Annotated in this window: 15 protein-coding genes; 8 read left to right on the top strand and 7 right to left on the bottom strand. The window is 72.3% G+C overall.

Features of this window, described 5'->3' with window-relative positions; translation table 11 throughout:
* Positions 1 to 53: 53 nt before the first annotated feature.
* The 5 genes from AC162C_RS00505 to AC162C_RS00485 all read right to left on the bottom strand — a co-directional run bounded on the left by AC162C_RS00505 (position 54) and on the right by AC162C_RS00485 (position 4332).
* Positions 54 to 773 (bottom strand): DsrE family protein, encoded by a 720-nt coding sequence (locus AC162C_RS00505; RefSeq protein WP_484095843.1) that lies wholly within the window; start codon positions 771 to 773, stop codon positions 54 to 56.
* A gap of 132 nt (positions 774 to 905) precedes the next feature.
* Positions 906 to 1598, bottom strand: coding sequence for a glutathione S-transferase family protein (locus AC162C_RS00500; protein ID WP_484095842.1), 693 nt, complete (start codon positions 1596 to 1598; stop codon positions 906 to 908).
* A 33-nt stretch (positions 1599 to 1631) separates the two neighbouring features.
* Positions 1632 to 2216, bottom strand: coding sequence for a VOC family protein (locus AC162C_RS00495; protein ID WP_484095841.1), 585 nt, complete (start codon positions 2214 to 2216; stop codon positions 1632 to 1634).
* Between the two features lie 17 nt (positions 2217 to 2233).
* Positions 2234 to 3535 carry a phenylacetate--CoA ligase family protein gene (locus AC162C_RS00490; protein WP_484095840.1) on the bottom strand — a complete coding sequence of 434 codons (1302 nt, stop codon included), beginning with the start codon at positions 3533 to 3535 and terminating at the stop codon, positions 2234 to 2236.
* On the bottom strand, positions 3535 to 4332 hold the full coding sequence (locus AC162C_RS00485) for a citryl-CoA lyase (protein WP_484095839.1): 798 nt from the start codon (positions 4330 to 4332) through the stop codon (positions 3535 to 3537). Before AC162C_RS00485 ends, AC162C_RS00490 begins: the two co-directional genes overlap by 1 nt.
* 141 nt (positions 4333 to 4473) lie before the next feature.
* On the opposite strand from AC162C_RS00485, the gene AC162C_RS00480 reads away from it, so the two are divergent.
* The 3 genes from AC162C_RS00480 (at position 4474) to AC162C_RS00470 (ending at position 8187) form a co-directional block, all read left to right on the top strand.
* Positions 4474 to 4881, top strand: a complete 408-nt coding sequence (locus AC162C_RS00480; RefSeq protein WP_484095838.1) for a hypothetical protein — start codon at positions 4474 to 4476, stop codon at positions 4879 to 4881.
* 108 nt (positions 4882 to 4989) lie between these two features.
* Entirely contained in the window at positions 4990 to 6480 is a 1491-nt protein-coding gene (locus AC162C_RS00475; RefSeq protein WP_484095837.1) for a hypothetical protein, read from the top strand.
* A gap of 111 nt (positions 6481 to 6591) precedes the next feature.
* Positions 6592 to 8187, top strand: a complete 1596-nt coding sequence (locus tag AC162C_RS00470) for an alpha/beta-hydrolase family protein (protein WP_484095836.1) — start codon at positions 6592 to 6594, stop codon at positions 8185 to 8187.
* Between the two features lie 43 nt (positions 8188 to 8230).
* Here the strand turns inward: AC162C_RS00470 and AC162C_RS00465 are convergent, their stop codons facing one another.
* Positions 8231 to 8653: a cupredoxin domain-containing protein gene (locus tag AC162C_RS00465; protein ID WP_484095835.1), complete on the bottom strand. Its 423-nt coding sequence runs from the start codon at positions 8651 to 8653 to the stop codon at positions 8231 to 8233.
* A gap of 182 nt (positions 8654 to 8835) precedes the next feature.
* Complete coding sequence (locus AC162C_RS00460; protein WP_484095834.1) at positions 8836 to 9717, bottom strand: haloalkane dehalogenase; 882 nt, start codon at positions 9715 to 9717, stop codon at positions 8836 to 8838.
* 206 nt (positions 9718 to 9923) lie between these two features.
* On the opposite strand from AC162C_RS00460, the gene AC162C_RS00455 reads away from it, so the two are divergent.
* From AC162C_RS00455 to AC162C_RS00435, 5 genes are all read left to right on the top strand, one after another.
* A complete protein-coding gene (locus AC162C_RS00455; RefSeq protein WP_462972948.1) occupies positions 9924 to 10667 on the top strand; it encodes an ABC transporter ATP-binding protein in 744 nt (247 codons plus the stop codon).
* On the top strand, positions 10664 to 13060 hold the full coding sequence (locus AC162C_RS00450; protein ID WP_484095833.1) for an FtsX-like permease family protein: 2397 nt from the start codon (positions 10664 to 10666) through the stop codon (positions 13058 to 13060). The genes AC162C_RS00455 and AC162C_RS00450 overlap by 4 nt, the downstream gene beginning before the upstream one ends.
* 212 nt (positions 13061 to 13272) lie before the next feature.
* Entirely contained in the window at positions 13273 to 14217 is a 945-nt protein-coding gene (locus AC162C_RS00445) for a radical SAM/SPASM domain-containing protein (protein WP_484095832.1), read from the top strand.
* On the top strand, positions 14214 to 14906 hold the full coding sequence (locus AC162C_RS00440; protein WP_484095831.1) for an LbetaH domain-containing protein: 693 nt from the start codon (positions 14214 to 14216) through the stop codon (positions 14904 to 14906). Before AC162C_RS00445 ends, AC162C_RS00440 begins: the two co-directional genes overlap by 4 nt.
* Positions 14907 to 14917: 11 nt before the next feature.
* Positions 14918 to 15214 (top strand): hypothetical protein, encoded by a 297-nt coding sequence (locus AC162C_RS00435; protein ID WP_484095830.1) that lies wholly within the window; start codon positions 14918 to 14920, stop codon positions 15212 to 15214.
* The last annotated feature ends 168 nt before the right edge of the window (positions 15215 to 15382 follow it).

The following is a 15382-nucleotide window of genomic DNA, read 5'->3' as shown; positions in this document are numbered from 1 at the left end:
CGTGGAGTGCCCCGTCAGCGGGTCGAGCCGGCGACTGCCGCGCGCCTGCGCACTCAGGTGAAGAGCTGCACGTCCGCCTGCTGCATCACCTCCATGAACGTGAGGTACTCGCACACCGTCACCCGCTCGAGCGCGATCCGGTCGGGATCGACCCCGAAGTGGTCGAGCGACGGACCGCACGCGTACAGCTCACCGCCCAGCGCCTGCAACTGCCGCAGCTTCGTCTGCGGGGCGACGTGGCCCGCACGCTCCATCCCGGCCCGCGCGAAGCGGCTGAACGGTCGCTGGAGACCGCGCAGGCGCGCCCGGAAGCCAGGTGCGAGCACGTGCACCGCGGGCCCCTGGAGGTAGACGGCGACCGCCGAGCCCTCCAGTGCCGCGGCCAGCGCGAACCCGAGCGGCGAGAGCAGCTCCTCGAGGCCGTCCTGCGACACGACGATCGCCACCCGCCGGTCGGCATGTCGGGGCGGCTCTCCCTTGCGCAGCGTGATCCGCTGCTCCTCCCCCTCGACGCGGACGTCGAGCAGCTCGGTGCCGGTCGACCGGCACCACGCCGCGAGGTCGGGCGCGATCGCCGGGAACGCGTCGACGACGAGGTCGATCTCGTCCCCGACCGACCGCTCCGACAGCTCCTCGTGGGCGGCGAGCGCGATCGCCGTCGTGATCGTCTTCCCCCGGAGATCCAGCTGCAGGCGGGTCACATCCCCGGCGGCCGGCGTCGCGCGGCGTGCCGTCGCCGTCCGCCCGTCCCCGGCCGAGGTCTCGGTCTGCATGGTCGACCACCTCCTTCGGCTCTGCCCACGGACGATTGCGCACGCGTCGCCCGGCGCCATCGGGGTGGGCGCCCATCCGCAGTGGGTGGTCACTACCGACCCGGCCGCGAGGCCCGCTGCCTCGGGCGCGGGCTAGCCGCTCTGCGACCGCACGTAGTCGATGTATCCGCGCACGTCCGCCACCGGCTCGGCGTAGGCGTCACCGAGCGTCGACTCCACCCGCTGCATGTACTCCTCGGCCCAGGCCGGGAAGTCGTAGTCGATCGCGCGCAGGAACTCGAGCGACGCGGCGAGGCGGATGTCGGCGATCGACGGGGAATCGCCGCCGATGAACGGCCGCCCGTCGAGGTAGAAGGCGCGGTACACGTCGAGCGGGCCCGCGAGCGCGGCCTCCGCGTCCGCCCGTGCCTGCTCCTTGAGGTCGTCGCCGGCGGCCGAGGACCCCACCTCGCCCGGGTACTGCCCGAACCCGAGCGCCGGGTACGTCGCGCGGGCGAGGAGCGGGTAGAGCGTGCCGACGAGGTAGAACATCGCGCTGTCGACCATCGCGCGGGCGCCCGGCTCGGTCGGGTAGAGGTCGTCGAAGCCGTGCCGGTTGCACAGGTACTGCATGATCGCGCAGCTCTCGTGCACCGCGCCCTTCGGGAGCCCCTCCTCCTCGAGCAGCGGCGTGAGGTCGGCCGGGTCCTTCGCGAGGAACTCCGGCGTCGTCTTCTTGCCCCAGACGTCCTGCTCCTCGAAGTCGAGCCCGGCGGCCCGCACGAAGACCCGGACGGTGAGGTTGTTGACGCTCGGCTTCAGGATGCTCAGCGTGTTCGCGGCCATGTGATCCTCCGTTCGCGGCGTTGACGTCTCCTGCTACGGGTACGGGCTCTTCGGCGAGCGGTCGTCCGAGAGCGACCGCTGGGATCGCCGGACGAGCGCCTCGATCGCGTCGGCCAGGTGCTCCTCGGCGATGTTGTAGTCCCCTCGCTCGAGCCGGATCCGGTGCGCCTCGAGCAGCACGTCGGCGTGGGTGTGGCCGGCCGGCGGCTCGAACCGGTAGGAGGCGAGCTCGATCAGGAGCCCGAGGGGGTCGTCGAAGTAGATCGAGTCCATGAAGCCCCGGTCCTTGACGCCGGAGTGGCCGACGCCACGCTCGTCGAGCCGCTCGACGACCTGCCTGAACGTCGCCCGGGAGAGCGCGAACGCGAGGTGGTGCACCTGCCCCGGCTCGCGCGGCGTCGGGTTCGGGCCGGGCACGCGCTCCTCGTTCGTGAAGACGGTGATCAGGCGGCCGTCGCCCGGGTCGAAGTAGAGGTGGCTCTCGGCCGCGTTGTCGAGGTTCGGCTGCTCGAACACGAACGGCATGCCGAGCACCCCCTCCCAGAAGTCGATCGAGGTCTGCCGGTCGGCGCCGACGATCGTGATGTGGTGCACCCCCTGGGTCTGGATCTTCCGCACCGGCTCTTCCACCTCCGCTACCAGGCGACGAGTTTCGACTTGTAGTCGCTCCGCTCGAGCGTTCCCCACGGGACGAGCTCGACGAGCACCTGCACCACGAGCACGTCCCGCAGTCTCTCACGAATCGCCTCGGCGAGCCCCGCCTCGGCGGCCTCGCCGCGTGCGAGCTCGACGCTCACCGGGAGCGGCGGCTCCTGCTTCACGCCCTCGGCCCGAGGCCGCACGAGGATCGTGCCGCTGACGCGGGGGGCGAACGCGCTCACGACGTCGCGGATCGCGGACGGGAAGACGTTCACGCCGCGGACGATCAGCATGTCGTCGGTGCGCCCGAGGCAGCGGATGCGCGGGCTCGTCCGCCCGCACGGGCACGGGCTCGCCCGCACCTCGACGTGGTCGTGGGTGCGGAAGCGCAGGAGCGGAGCCGCGCGGTGGCCGAGGTGCGTGAGCACGAGCTCGCCCCGGGCCCCCTCCTCCGGCGCGAGGACGGCGGTCGTCTCCGGGTCGATCAGCTCCGCGTGCACGAAGCCGCGCGCGCCGAGGTGCATGCCCTCCTGCTCCTCGCACTCGCCGAAGAGCGAGGGGCCGACGTCGCCGATGCCCATCGCCTCGGTGACCTTCGCCCCCCAGCCCTCCTCGAGCATCGCCCGGAAGGCCGGCTCGCCTCCGCCCGGCTCACCCGCGACGAGGACGCGCTCGACGCTCGAGCCCCGGAGGTCGAAGCCCCGGTCGGCCGCCCACTCGACGAGGTAGGCGGCGTAGGAGGGCGTGAGGACGGCCGCCTCGGGACGGAGCCGGTCGATCGCCGTCACCACGCGCTCCGTGTTGCCCGTGCCCACCGGGACGTGGCAGAGGCCGATGCGGTCGAAGGCGGCGAGCGCGGCGCCGGCGACGAACGGCCCGGCGTTGTAGGTCGACACGATGCGCTGGCCCGCCGCGACGCCGGACGCGGCGTAGCTGCGCGCCGACCCGGTCACCCAGCTCTCGAGGTCGGCGGCCGTCAGCGGGATGTAGCTCGGCGCGCCCGTCGTGCCGCTCGTCGAGTAGATCCTGACGATCTCGGGCCGCGCCGCACACAGGTGGGTGCCGAACGGGTCGTCGGCGGTGACGGTCGCGCGCAGCTCGCGCTTGTCGGTGAGCGGGAGGCGACCGATGTCGTCGAGCCCGCCCGCCTCCTCGGCGGTGGTGACCCCGGCCGCCGCCAGCTTCGCGCGGTAGAAGGGTGAGCGCTCGAGGAGGTACGCGACCTGGGCGCGGTAGGACGCGTCGTCGATCGCGAGCTGGTCGGCCGGGGCGCGGGATTCGACGTCGGGCGCGAGCATCAGCCGGAGCCGTCCGGCGCCTCGGGCTCGTACACGATCGCGCCCTCCGCCCCCGCCGCCAGCAGGAACCCGAGCGGGCGCTCCCGCTCCTCGGCCAGGTGGGCGAGCAGGCCGGCGGTGCGGGCGAGGATCGGCACGGCCTTCACGACCGACGGCGCGAAGCCGAGGTCGAGCATCACGGCGGCGATCGCCATCGCCACGTTCATCGGCAGGGGCTTCCCCCACGTATCGGCGACGCCGTCGCGCAGGCAGCGCGCAAGCAGGACGTGCGGACCGGCGACGCCGCGGGCGTCGGCGAGCTCGAGGATGCGCTCGGTGCGCGGGTCGACCGGGCGGTGCACCGGATGGCCGAAGCCCGGGAGCTTCCCGCCGGCGGCGTGGGTCTCACGCGCGACATCGGCGGCGACGGCGGCCGGCTGCTCGCCCGCGGCCACGCGGCGCTGAGCCTGCTCGAGGAGCCGCGCGCACTCCTCGGAGGTGCCGAGGACGACCGGCCCCGCACCGAGGATCCCCGCTGCGACCGCCCCCTGCAGCGAGCCGGGGTCGGCCGCGAGCGTCATCCGCGCGGCGACGTTCGTCGGCATCATCCCGTGCTCGGCGATCGCGACGAGCAGGAGGTCGAGGAAGAAGCGCTGGTCCTCCGTCGGCTCGCGGCCCGTGAGCAGCAGGTGCACGTACTCCGTGAAGCCGACCCGTCCCATCAGGTCACCGCAGAGGTCGCGGCCCCGCACCTCCACCCGATCGGGGTAGGCCTGGCTGATGTGGCTCACAGGGGCTCCGGCCCTCCCGATCTGCATGTCGCCTCCGCTCCTCGCTCCGTGGTCGTCCTGGATCGGGGACGACGTTATCCGACCGACATCGGAGAGGTGGGGCCCGCGGAGGCGCCGTCGCCGCGCCCGCGACGCCGGTGCCGCTCCGATCTCTAGGGTGTGCGGACGATGAGGCGCGCGATCGGGATCACGGCCGTCACCGTCATCGCCCTCGGCGTCTCCGGGTGCGGCCTGTTCGGGGAGGATGTCCCGCCGACGCCGGGCTCGTTCTCCGCGTGTCTCAGCGCCACCGGCTACTCGTCGTCGACCGACCCGGACGACGTCGATCCGATCGCGCGGGCGGCCGGGGTCGGGGCGGTCTGGGCGGAGATCGGGACGAACCAGGTGGTCGTCGTCTTCGAGCGCAGCGACGACGACGCCCGGCGGACGGAGGAGGCCTACGACTCCTCCGCCGGCGGCACGGCGGACGGGGAGCAGGCGGACACCGTGACCCGTGACGGGTCGGTCGTGCTGCACTGGGAGTCGCCGCCGTCGGCCGCCGACGCGACGGCCGTCGACGACTGCCTCGTGCCCTGACCGCGGGGCGACCGGGACGCCCGGCCCACGGCCCCCTCGCCCGGATCGCCGGGCGCGCCCGGCGGCCCCGGGGTTTCCCTGGACGCAATTTGTGCCTACTATGTGCGGATGCGAAATCTCCCGCGCATCCTGGGGTCTCTCGCTCTCGCCTGTCTGTTCGTCGGAACCGGTGCGGCGATCTCGGCGTCGGGCAACGGCGACACGCCCGACCCGGCGGCCGTCGCCGCCCACTGGAACACCGAGCGTCGCGCCCAGGCGCAGCCGCGCGACCTCGTCTTCGACGAGCGCGGGCTCGCCTACCTCCGGCTGAAGGGCGGCGCCCTGCAGCCGTACGGGCACGACACCCCGGCGCGGGCCCCGTCGGTGCGCGCCGTCAGGACGCCGACGCCGGCCGGCAAGCCCGGCGGCGACGGCGGCGGCGGGACGGCGGACACGACGAAGCCGCAGATCTCCGCCATGGACCCGGGCGCCGGGGCAGACCCGATCGGCTACGAGTACACGTTCTCGGCGAAGGTCACCGACCTCGAGAGCGGCCTCAAGTCCGTGTCGTTCGTGATCACGTATCCCGACGGCCGCACGCAGAGCTTCTCGGCCGGCACGAGCGGCGACGACGTCTGGAGCGTCTCGTTCTCGGGCTTCTCGAACGGCAGCTGGGGATGGCGCGTGGTGGCGAAGGACAACGGCCCCAAGGGGGGCAACACCGCGACCTCGCCCCTCGTGCCGTTCACCGTCGACACCGGCGGCGGTGGGAGCACCGGCGGTGGGAGCACCGGCGGCGGGAGCGGCAGCGGCACCTGCGACACGGCGACCGCCGACGCGGAGTGGACGTGCGGTGGAGCGGTGCAGACCGCCGCCGGGCGCATCTACTTCGAGATGCCCGCCAACCGCAAGGGCACGCGCTGGAACGGCTACGTCTGCTCCGGCACGGCCGTGAGCGACTCGAGCGGCTCCGCCTCCGTGATCCTCACCGCCGCGCACTGCGTCTACGACGACGCCAACAAGGCGTTCGCCCGCAACGTCCTCTTCATCCCGAACCAGGCGGGGACGAGCGGCTCGGGCACCGACCTCAACTGCTCGAACGACCCGCTCGGCTGCTGGGCCCCGACGTACGGCGTCGTCGACGCCGACTGGGCGTCGCGCAGCTGGCCCGACAACATCCCGTGGGACTACGCCTTCTACGTCGTGCCGACGACCGGGGCGCACACGGGCAGCGGGAGCAACCAATCCCTCGAGAGCGCGGCAGGCACCCTCCCGGTGAGCTTCTCGGCCCCCGCGACCGGCGCCTTCACGCACGCGCTCGGGTACTCGTACAGCCAGGACCCGAACTTCATGTACTGCGCCGAGGGCATGGCGACGCAGGGCTCGGCCAACTGGTGGCTGTCGCAGTGCGGCCTCACCGGCGGCTCCTCGGGCGGCCCGTGGATCCAGCCGCTCTCCGGCGGCTCGGGCCCGGTCGTCTCGGTCAACTCGTGGGGCTACAGCGGCTCACCGGGCATGGCCGGCCCGAAGCTCTTCGGGACGTCGGCGTCCTGCCTGTTCGGCGTTGCCCAGGGGAGCACGTCCCCGGTCGACCGGGGCGTCATCCCGAACGGCTGCTGACCCGGCGGGCGACCGCACACCACCCCCGGTCGAGCGCGCGCGGCGCCGCGGTGCTGAACCGCCGGCCGCAACGGCCTTGAGGCCGCCGCGCCGGAGCGCGAGAATCGGTCTGTGGCAGCGCGCGGAGCACCCGCGAGACGGCCGCTCGTCAAGGCGCTCCTCGGGGGGACCCTGGCGACGCGGCTCGCGCGCGGTCCCTCCCTCCTCCCGCGCAGCACGCACGACCAGGTGCTGGTCGAGGCGATCGCCGCCCTGGCGGGGGGCGCGATGGCGCTCGTCGTCGACGAGACCTTGTACCGCGTCGCACGGCGCCGCGGCGTGCGCAAGCTCCCGCTCGCGCTCGTCGTCGGCGGGTCGGTCGGCGTCGTCTACGTCCTCGCGACGCGGGTCCGAGGGCGCCACGTGCTCGTCGACGCGATCGAGTCGGCGAGCGCCGGGGTGACGTTCGGCACCGGGATCAGCGAGATCGAGCTCTCGCTGTTCGACGCGAAGGTGCCGCGCGAGCAGCTCGTGATGGTCGAGCGCGGCGTGGGGCTCGGCCTCGCGACGCGGGCGGCGGCACAGGCGCTCCGGGCGAAGCTCTCCGAGCCCCGCGACCTCGTGAAGGCAGGGATCCGGTACCGGAGGCTGCCGACCGTCTCCGGCGGCGAGGGCAGCCACGTGCCGTGGGAGACGCTCGACCGCGAGGGGCGGAAGTTCCTCGGCCTCGCCGCGTCGGCGCGTGAGATCGAGCGCGTCACGGGGCGGGAGGCCCTCGATCCGATCCGCGTCTACGTGGGCCTCGACCACGGCGAGACCGCCGAGGAGAAGGCCGCGCTCGCAATCGCGGAGCTCGAGCGGCTGGGGGCGTTCGCGCGCCGCGACCTGCTCGTCACCTGCCCGACCGGAGCGGGGTACGTGAACCCGGTCGCGATCGAGGCGTGCGAGCACCTGAGCGGCGGCGACCTCGCGACCGTCGTCGTCCAGTACGCGAACAAGCGCGCGCACCGGGCGCGCCGCGCGATCTCGAGGGCGATGGAGATCCACCGCGTGCTCGTCCTGCGGCTGTTCGAGCGGCGCCGGGAGCTCGACCGCGCGCCGCGGCTGCTCGCCTACGGCGAGAGCCTCGGCTCGTGGGTGCTCGCGGCGCTCCTCGCCCAGGAGGGGATCGAGGCGATCGGACGCTACGGGATCGAGAGCGCCACGCTGATCGGGCTGCCCTACGACGCACGCCTCCTCCTCGACCCGCTGCTCGACGAGCTCGACCTCCTGCCCGGCGACGCCGCGCAGTGGCAGCTCCGCGAGGACATCCTCGAGGTGATGCGGCAGAGCGCCCGGCCGCGGTACGCCCTGTACACGCACCCCGAGGACCCGGTCGCGCTCTTCCCCGGGGCGTCGCTCGCCTGGCGGCGGCCGCCGTGGCTCGCCGACCGCCGTGCGAACCGCGGGCGGATCGCGTCCTCGATGCGCTTCTATCCGGTGATCACGTTCGCCCAGGTGCTCGCGGACATGAAGAACTCGACGAGCTTCAGCCCGGACTTCGGCGAGCACGACCACGACTACCGCCGCGAGGTGCCGGCGATCTTCCGCGCCGTGTTCGGCTACGACGTCGACGACGACGTGCTCGAGCGCATCGGCGAGCGGACGCGGGCCTCGGTGATCCGGCAGTACGCGCGCGAGCGCGGACTCACCGACGACCCGCCGACCGACCCCGGCGGAGACGGCTGAGGGGCTCCGCCACGCACGCGCCGCCGCCCCGGGGCGGCACGGCCTAGGTGACGGTGAACCCCATGTACATCCCGGCCTGGTAGTGGCCGGTGATGTCGCAGATCAGGACGTACTTCCCCTTCTTCAGGTCGAGCGTGACGGACCCGCTCTTCCCGGCGTGGAGGTCGGCGACCTCGCCGACCGACCCGGCCTCGCTCGCCTCGTGGTTCTTGACGGGCAGCTTGCCCGGGGCCGTGTTCGACCTGATCACCACCAGCTCGTGGAGCGACATCCCGACGTTCTTCACGCGGGACGTGACCTTGCCGGCAGGGACGCTGCGCCTCGAGGGGACGATCTTCATCTCCGTCAACTCGACGTTGACGACGGTCGGGGCCGTTCCGGCCGACGACGGTGCCGCCACGGCCGCCGCCGTGCCGAGCACGGCGAAGGCGAGGGCGGACGCGACGACGACGGAGACTCGACGCATGTGACGCTCTCCTTGATCGGATTCGAGTGCGAGGAACACTCATGACTGATCGTCGTTTTAGGCGACGATCCGATCGTAGGTGGCGTTCGGCCCGCGAAGAGGGGCTCCTTGCCACTCCTGGGGCCGTCCTTGCCTCTCGTTGCCGAGCCGCAACCTCGGCTTCACGAAGCGCCGGCCGCGGGTCAGGCGAGCCCGGCGACCCAGTCGGCGATCGCGCGGCCGATCTCGTCGGGCGCGTCCTCCTGGACGTAGTGGATCCCGGGCACGGTCACCTCCCGCTGGTTCGGCCAGGAGCGGCAGAACTCCCGTTGTGCGCCGGTGAGGATCGCGCCGGGCTCGGCGTTGACGAACAGCTTCGGCACCTGCGAGCCGGCCAGCCACTCGGCGTACGACCCCACGATCGCCACCACGTCCTCCGGCGCCCCGTCGATCGGCAGCTCCCGCGGCCACGTGAGCGTCGGCCGTCGGCTCTCGCCGGGCTCGCGGAACGGGCGCCGGTAGACGTCGAGCTCGGGCTCGGTGAGCCCGCGGAGCACGGAGCCCGGGAGGACGCGCTCGACGAACGTGTTCTTCGCGAGCACCATCTCCTCGCCCGCCGGCGACCGGAACCCCTCGAAGACGCCCCGGGCGGCGTCCGGCCACTCGTCCCAGGAGAGCGGACGCACGATCGCCTCCATGTACGCGAAGCCGCGCACGGCGTCCCGATGCCGGTTGCCCCAGTCGAACCCGAGCGCCGAGCCCCAGTCGTGGACGACGAAGACGACCCGGTCCGTCACGTCGAGCGCCCCGAGCAGCGCGTCGAGATGGCGACGGTGGTCCTCGAACCGGTAGCTCCCGGGGCCCAGGTCGTCGAGCGCCGCCGAGTCGCCCATGCCGATCAGGTCCGGGGCGATGCACCGCCCGAGCGCCTCGACGTGCGGGATCACGTTGCGCCACAGGTACGACGACGTCGGGTTGCCGTGCAGGAACACGATCGGATCGCCCGTCCCGACCTCGACGTAGGCCATCCGCCTGCCGAGGGCCTCGACGAACTGCTTGGGGTAGCGCTCGCGCGCGTCGATCATGGCCGCCTCCTCCGTCGCGGTCACGGGCCGGTCGCCCGTTCCGCGACTCTACGCGTCGGCGCCCTGACGGTCACGCGCGCCGACCGACCGGCCGGCGAGCAGGCCTGCCCCGCGGCACCGGTAGTTCGCCCGGTGGCACGGTCGGTGAAAAACCCCGATGGTGTGCGCGCCGTGCCGTGCAACGCTGACGGCCGAAGGGAGGTCGTGTGCGGCTCCAGGCTGACCCCATCCCGGAACGGCGGCACGACGCCGTCGCCGACGTCGACGCGACACCGCTCGTCGACCTCGACGACGTGTGGAAGGTGTACCGGGCGGGACGCGTCGAGTTCCCGGCGCTCCGCGGCGTCGACCTCACCGTCGACGCGGGCGAGATGCTCGCGATCATCGGGCCCAGCGGCAGCGGCAAGTCGACGATCCTCAACGTGATGACGGGCATCGACCGCCCCACGCGGGGTGGCGTCACGGTCGCCGGCCGCGACCTGGCGACGATGAGCGAGAACGAGCTCGCCGCCTGGCGGGGTGCGACCGTCGGGATCGTCTTCCAGTTCTTCCAGCTGCTGCCGACGTTGACGGCGCTCGAGAACGTGATGCTGCCCCTCGACTTCGCCGGTCGGGGCCGCGTCGCCGAGCGCGCCGAGCGCGCACGGGCGCGACTCGACCTCGTCGGGCTCGAGGCCAAGGCCGACCGCTTCCCGAGCGAGCTGTCGGGGGGTGAGCAGCAGCGAACGGCGATCGCCCGGGCGCTCGCATGCGACCCGGCCCTGCTCGTCGCGGACGAGCCGACCGGCAATCTCGACACCGTGACGGCGACCGAGACGCTCGAGGCGATCGAGCGCGTGAACGACGCCGGGACGACCGTCGTGTTCGTGACGCACGACCGCTCGTTGAGCGCCCGCGCCGACCGCGTCCTCGAGATCTGCGACGGCCTCGTCGTCACCTCGCGTCCATGACCTCCGCGCTCACGCGCCGCGCCTGGCGGGAGCTCACCCGTCGACGTGCACGCGCGGCACTGACCGTCGCCACGCTCGCGGCGGCGATCGCGGGGCTGTGGCTGTTCGCGACACCGTCGCTGATGGACTCGGCGATCGAGAGCAGGGTGGCGACCGACCGCGCGCACGAGGTGCTGCTCAAGCCCGGGGGGATCGAGCTCTCGGACGCCGAGCTCGCGTCGCTGCGGTCGATCCCGAACGTCGCGGCGCTGGACGGCCGCGCAACCTACTGGACCGACCTCGCCGTCGGCGACCGGCTCCGCCGCGTCTGGGTCGTCGGCGTCCACGACTTCGCCGACCAGCAGGTGAACGTCGTCTCCGTCCTCTCGGGCGACGCCCCACGGGAGGGGCGCGCGACGCTCGAGGCGCTGGCCGAGGCCCAGAACGAGCGCACGGGCAGCCTCCGCGCCTCGATCGGCGACCGGGTCGATGTCCGGGCCGCCGACGGCTCGTGGCGTCCCCTCGTCATCAGCGGCACCGCGCAGACCCTGGAGTTCGGCAGCACGGTCGCGGACGGCAACCCGGTGCTCTACGTCCCGAGCCGGGTCGTCAACGACCTCGCGGGGTTCAGCGGCTTCACGCGGATCGAGGCCCGGCTCGTCGACCACGGCGCGACTGCGACCACTGCCACGGTCGACGCCGTGCGCGCCGGGCTGGCCGGGATCGAACCGGAGGTCTTCTACAACGACATCGCCGAGGTGCGCCCGCCCGACGAGTGGCCCGGGAAGGAGGGCTTCGACCGCTTCGTGTCCCTGTTCTGGGTGATCGCCGGTGTCTCGCTCCTCTCGGCCGTCGTCCTCGTCGCCACGACAATGACGACGCTCGTCCGCGACCAGACACGCGAGATCGGGATCATGAAGGCGGTCGGCGGGCGGGGCCGGGCGATCGTGCGCACGTTCCTGACGACGGCGCTCCTGCTCGGCGGCCTCGCGACCGCGATCGGGATCGCGGTCGGCGTCGTCCTCGCGAACCTGCTCGTCGGCTTCCTCGGGGGCCGGTTCTTCGGCGTCGATCCCGGCTGGCAGGTGAGCGCGCTCGCCGTCGGGCTCAGCCTGGCGGTGGGCCTCGGGCTCACGGCCGCCGCCGCGGTGCCGGCGCTCTGGCGGGCCGCCCGCGTGCCGGTGCGCGAGGCGCTCGCGTCGGCGGGCATCGAGGCCCGCTACGGCACGGGTCGGATCGACCGGGCCGTCGCCCGCGCGACGCTCCTTCCCCGGCCGACTCGCTTCGGCCTGCGAAACGCGACGCGTCGGAAGGGTCGTAGCCTGGCGACGGCCGCGCTCGTCGCCTTCGCCGTCGGCACGGCGGTCGCCTTCGGCGCGGTCTGCCTGACGTTCGTCGCGATCAGCGAGCAGACGGAGAAGCTCGAGGGCGGCGACATCGTCGTCTTCGGCGTCACGCCGTCAGGAGACCGGTTTCCCCTCGGAGCCGACGCGCAGGCGGTCATGGAGCGGGTCGACGGCGTGGCCGCCGCCCAGCCCTTCGCCCAGAGCCACGTCGCGGTCGGCGGCGTCGACACGTGGGCCTGGGGGCTGCCCGCCGACACCATCTACGACCACGCGCTCCTCGACGGTCGCTGGTTCTCCGACGACGAGGCGGCGGCGCGGGCACGGGTCGCCGTGATCGGACGGGCACTCGTGTCGCAGACCGGCCTCCGCGTGGGCGACACCGCGGTCGTCGAGGACCGCACCGGGCTCGTGCGCTACGAGGTGATCGGGATCGACGACCGCATGGTCAACGACGGCGAAGGGATGTTCGTCCCCGTCGACACGCTGCTCGAGGTCAACCGGTGGGGCGACCCGTCGACGTACTGGGTCACCGGCGCCTCGCTCGACGAGGCCGGGATCGAGCAGCTCAACGGCCGACTCGTCGAGGCGCTCTCGTCCGCCGGGTACGGCGTGGGGACGGCGCTTCGCCACGTCCAGCGCGCCGGAGAGCGCGAGGAGTCGCGCACGATCGTCGCCGTGATCATGGCGCTCGGCCTGCCGCTCGTCGCGGTCGGGATGATCGGCCTCGTGAGCGCCCTGACCACGAACGTGCTCGAACGGCGGCGCGAGATCGCGATCCTTCGCAGCCTCGGGGCCCGGTCGCGCCAGATCCGTCGCATCTACCGGGCCGAGGGCCTCGCGCTCGCGCTGCTCGGCTGGCTGGGTGGGATCGGCGTCGGCTACGTCCTCGGCCGCGTCCTCGTCCACTTCATCGGCGACGCGTTCCACACGAGCTTCGCCCTCAGGTTCCCGCTCTGGCCTCTCGGCGTCGCGCTCGTGACGACGGTCGTCGCCGCCGTGCTCGTGCTCCACTTCCCCCTGCGCCGCGCCTGCCGGCTCCAGCCCGGCGAGGCCCTCCGCTACGAGTAGCGGCGCCAGCGGGTCGTGGGCGTCCTCCATCCGAACGGCATGACGGGACGCGTCGCACCGACGACGGCGTGCCGGCGTCGCCGGGAACCGGCTGGCAAGCGGCGATTTTCACAACCCGTTCAGTACTTTCCCGCATTGCCTCGGCGACGGCCGTGATTGAGACTGACAGGAGACGTCAACAGCAGGAGCGACGGAAGCAAAGGAGGGATCCTGTGACTGTTGACCCCGAGCTCCGCCAGATTGCGAGCACGCTGCGGGAGCGCCCGTTCCCCACACGGTTCGCCGTCGAAGTGTGCGCGGACTGCAACCTCGCGTGCACGATGTGTCACCACCCGTCGATGTGCCGCCCCAAGGGGAACATGCCGTTCGAGCTGTGGCAGCGATGCGCCGACCAGGTGGCGGAACACTCGCCGTCGACGCAGTGCTGGTTCTCGTTCTGCGGTGAGCCACTGCTCGAGCCCGAACGGCTCGTTCGCATGACGCGGTACGCGAAGTCCGTCGGCATCCAGTCGGTCAACATCAACACGAATGGCATGCTTCTCACGCCCGACGTCGGGGAGCTCATCTTCGACTCCGGAGCCGATCTGATTGTGTTCGGGATCGACGGGTTCACGGCCGAGACGTACGAGAGCATCCGTGTTGGCGCACGACGCGACGTCGTCTACGAGAACGTCGAACGGTTTCTCGCAGCGAAGCGTGAGCGCGGCTCGGGACTGGAAGTACAGGTTCAGTTCATCGAGATGGACGAGAACGAGCACGAAGTCGAGGTCTTCTCGGAGCACTGGCTCCGACACGGGGCGACGCTGAAGGTGCGCAACAAGCTCTCGTGGGGAGGGCGGTTCGAGACACCCGTCAACATCGACCCGGACGACCGCATCCCGTGCCCGTGGGCGATGACGATGATGCACGTCTTCTGGGACGGTCGCGTGCCTCGCTGTCCCGGCGACACCGAGGGGGACGAGGCGGTCGGCAACGCCTGGGACACCCCGCTCATCGAGCTGTGGGCCGAGCTCGGCCGGTATCGCAGCCTGCACATGCAGCACCGGTTCGGCGAGCTGCCCGAGCGGTGCCACACATGCAAGGACTGGATGGTCGGAGCTGCTCACAGAATCCATCCGCGGAAGGACGACGCACCGCTCGTGGGGGTCGACCGATGAGCACGCTGTACCTCTGCGGAGCGTCCAACCCCGAGGGCGTGCGGCTCGCCCTGCGCGTCGACGAGGCCGAGGAGCGATGGGACCGGATCGTCCTCGTCGACGACGACTCCGCGCTCCACGGGGAGTCAGTGCTCGGGGTGCCGGTCGTCGGGCCGTTCTCCGTGCTCGAGGACGCCGATCCGGCCGTCGACGAAGCGGTCAATCTCATTGCACGGACGGCGCCGCGACGCGTCGCGGCGGGTGAGCGGATCGAGTCGTTCGGACTACGGCTCACGGGGCTGATCCATCCGGGCGTGGACACCGACGGCGCGGATCTCGCGCCCGACGTGATCGTCTATCCGCGCGCCACGATCGGCCCACACATATCGGTCGGCGCGGGATCGGTCGTCTTCATGGGCGCGATCGTCGGGCATGGCTCGCGCGTCGGGTCGCACTGCGTGATCGCGCCGAATGCGGTCGTCAACGCCCGCGTCGACGTCGGAGATCGCGTGTACATCGGTACCAACGCCTCGGTGCTCCCCGACCTTCGCATCGGCGAGGACGCGACAGTGGCGGCGAACTCGGCCGTGATGGGTCATGTCCGGGCAGGGACGACCGTGATCGGCGTTCCCGCCAAGGTACTCCCCCTCCCGCCGCAGCGTGCCGCGCCCGCTCGCGCAGCTGAAGGGGTGCCGGTGGGAGCGCGTTGAGAGGAGGAGGAATGACCCAGGCGGAGCAACTGGAGCAGATGAGCGACGAGATCGAACGGAAGGCTCTCGAGGACATCTACTCGGCGCTCGACGAGATCGACGACGACCCCGGCTCCAGGACGCCCGACGTCGTGCTCATCGGCGAGGGCGGGCTCGAGTCGCTCGCGTTCGTCAACTTCGCGGTCACGCTCGAGGCGCGCCTCCAGCGCAGCGGATGGGTGGTGAGTGTCATCGACCTCGTGGCGCAGGACACCGACGGCTGCACGACGGGGCAGCTCGCCGCACGGATCGCCGGAGCCGTTCGATGAGATGACCGCGGGCGCGGTGCCGCAGTTCACCACTCGCTCGATCTTCGGCCCGGACGCGTGCTTCCACCACGTCGGCCTGGGAGTCTCATCGATCCGAGCCGCCGACCCGGAGGCACAGCCGATCACGAATCGCACGCAGCGCGTGACGATGGCGTTCGTCGAGGTGGA

This window comes from Gaiella sp., assembly GCF_057140465.1.
This window is presented reverse-complemented; position numbering and strand designations above follow the sequence as displayed.

Coding starts and splice junctions, on each gene's coding strand:
- AC162C_RS00460 (WP_484095834.1), bottom strand. CDS start 9,717: ATGATCGACGCGCGCGAGCGCTACCCCAAGCAGTTCGTCGAGGCCCTC.
- AC162C_RS00435 (WP_484095830.1), top strand. CDS start 14,918: ATGACCCAGGCGGAGCAACTGGAGCAGATGAGCGACGAGATCGAACGG.
- AC162C_RS00485 (WP_484095839.1), bottom strand. CDS start 4,332: ATGCAGATCGGGAGGGCCGGAGCCCCTGTGAGCCACATCAGCCAGGCC.
- AC162C_RS00465 (WP_484095835.1), bottom strand. CDS start 8,653: ATGCGTCGAGTCTCCGTCGTCGTCGCGTCCGCCCTCGCCTTCGCCGTG.
- AC162C_RS00505 (WP_484095843.1), bottom strand. CDS start 773: ATGCAGACCGAGACCTCGGCCGGGGACGGGCGGACGGCGACGGCACGC.
- AC162C_RS00475 (WP_484095837.1), top strand. CDS start 4,990: ATGCGAAATCTCCCGCGCATCCTGGGGTCTCTCGCTCTCGCCTGTCTG.
- AC162C_RS00500 (WP_484095842.1), bottom strand. CDS start 1,598: ATGGCCGCGAACACGCTGAGCATCCTGAAGCCGAGCGTCAACAACCTC.
- AC162C_RS00480 (WP_484095838.1), top strand. CDS start 4,474: ATGAGGCGCGCGATCGGGATCACGGCCGTCACCGTCATCGCCCTCGGC.
- AC162C_RS00490 (WP_484095840.1), bottom strand. CDS start 3,535: ATGCTCGCGCCCGACGTCGAATCCCGCGCCCCGGCCGACCAGCTCGCG.
- AC162C_RS00450 (WP_484095833.1), top strand. CDS start 10,664: ATGACCTCCGCGCTCACGCGCCGCGCCTGGCGGGAGCTCACCCGTCGA.
- AC162C_RS00440 (WP_484095831.1), top strand. CDS start 14,214: ATGAGCACGCTGTACCTCTGCGGAGCGTCCAACCCCGAGGGCGTGCGG.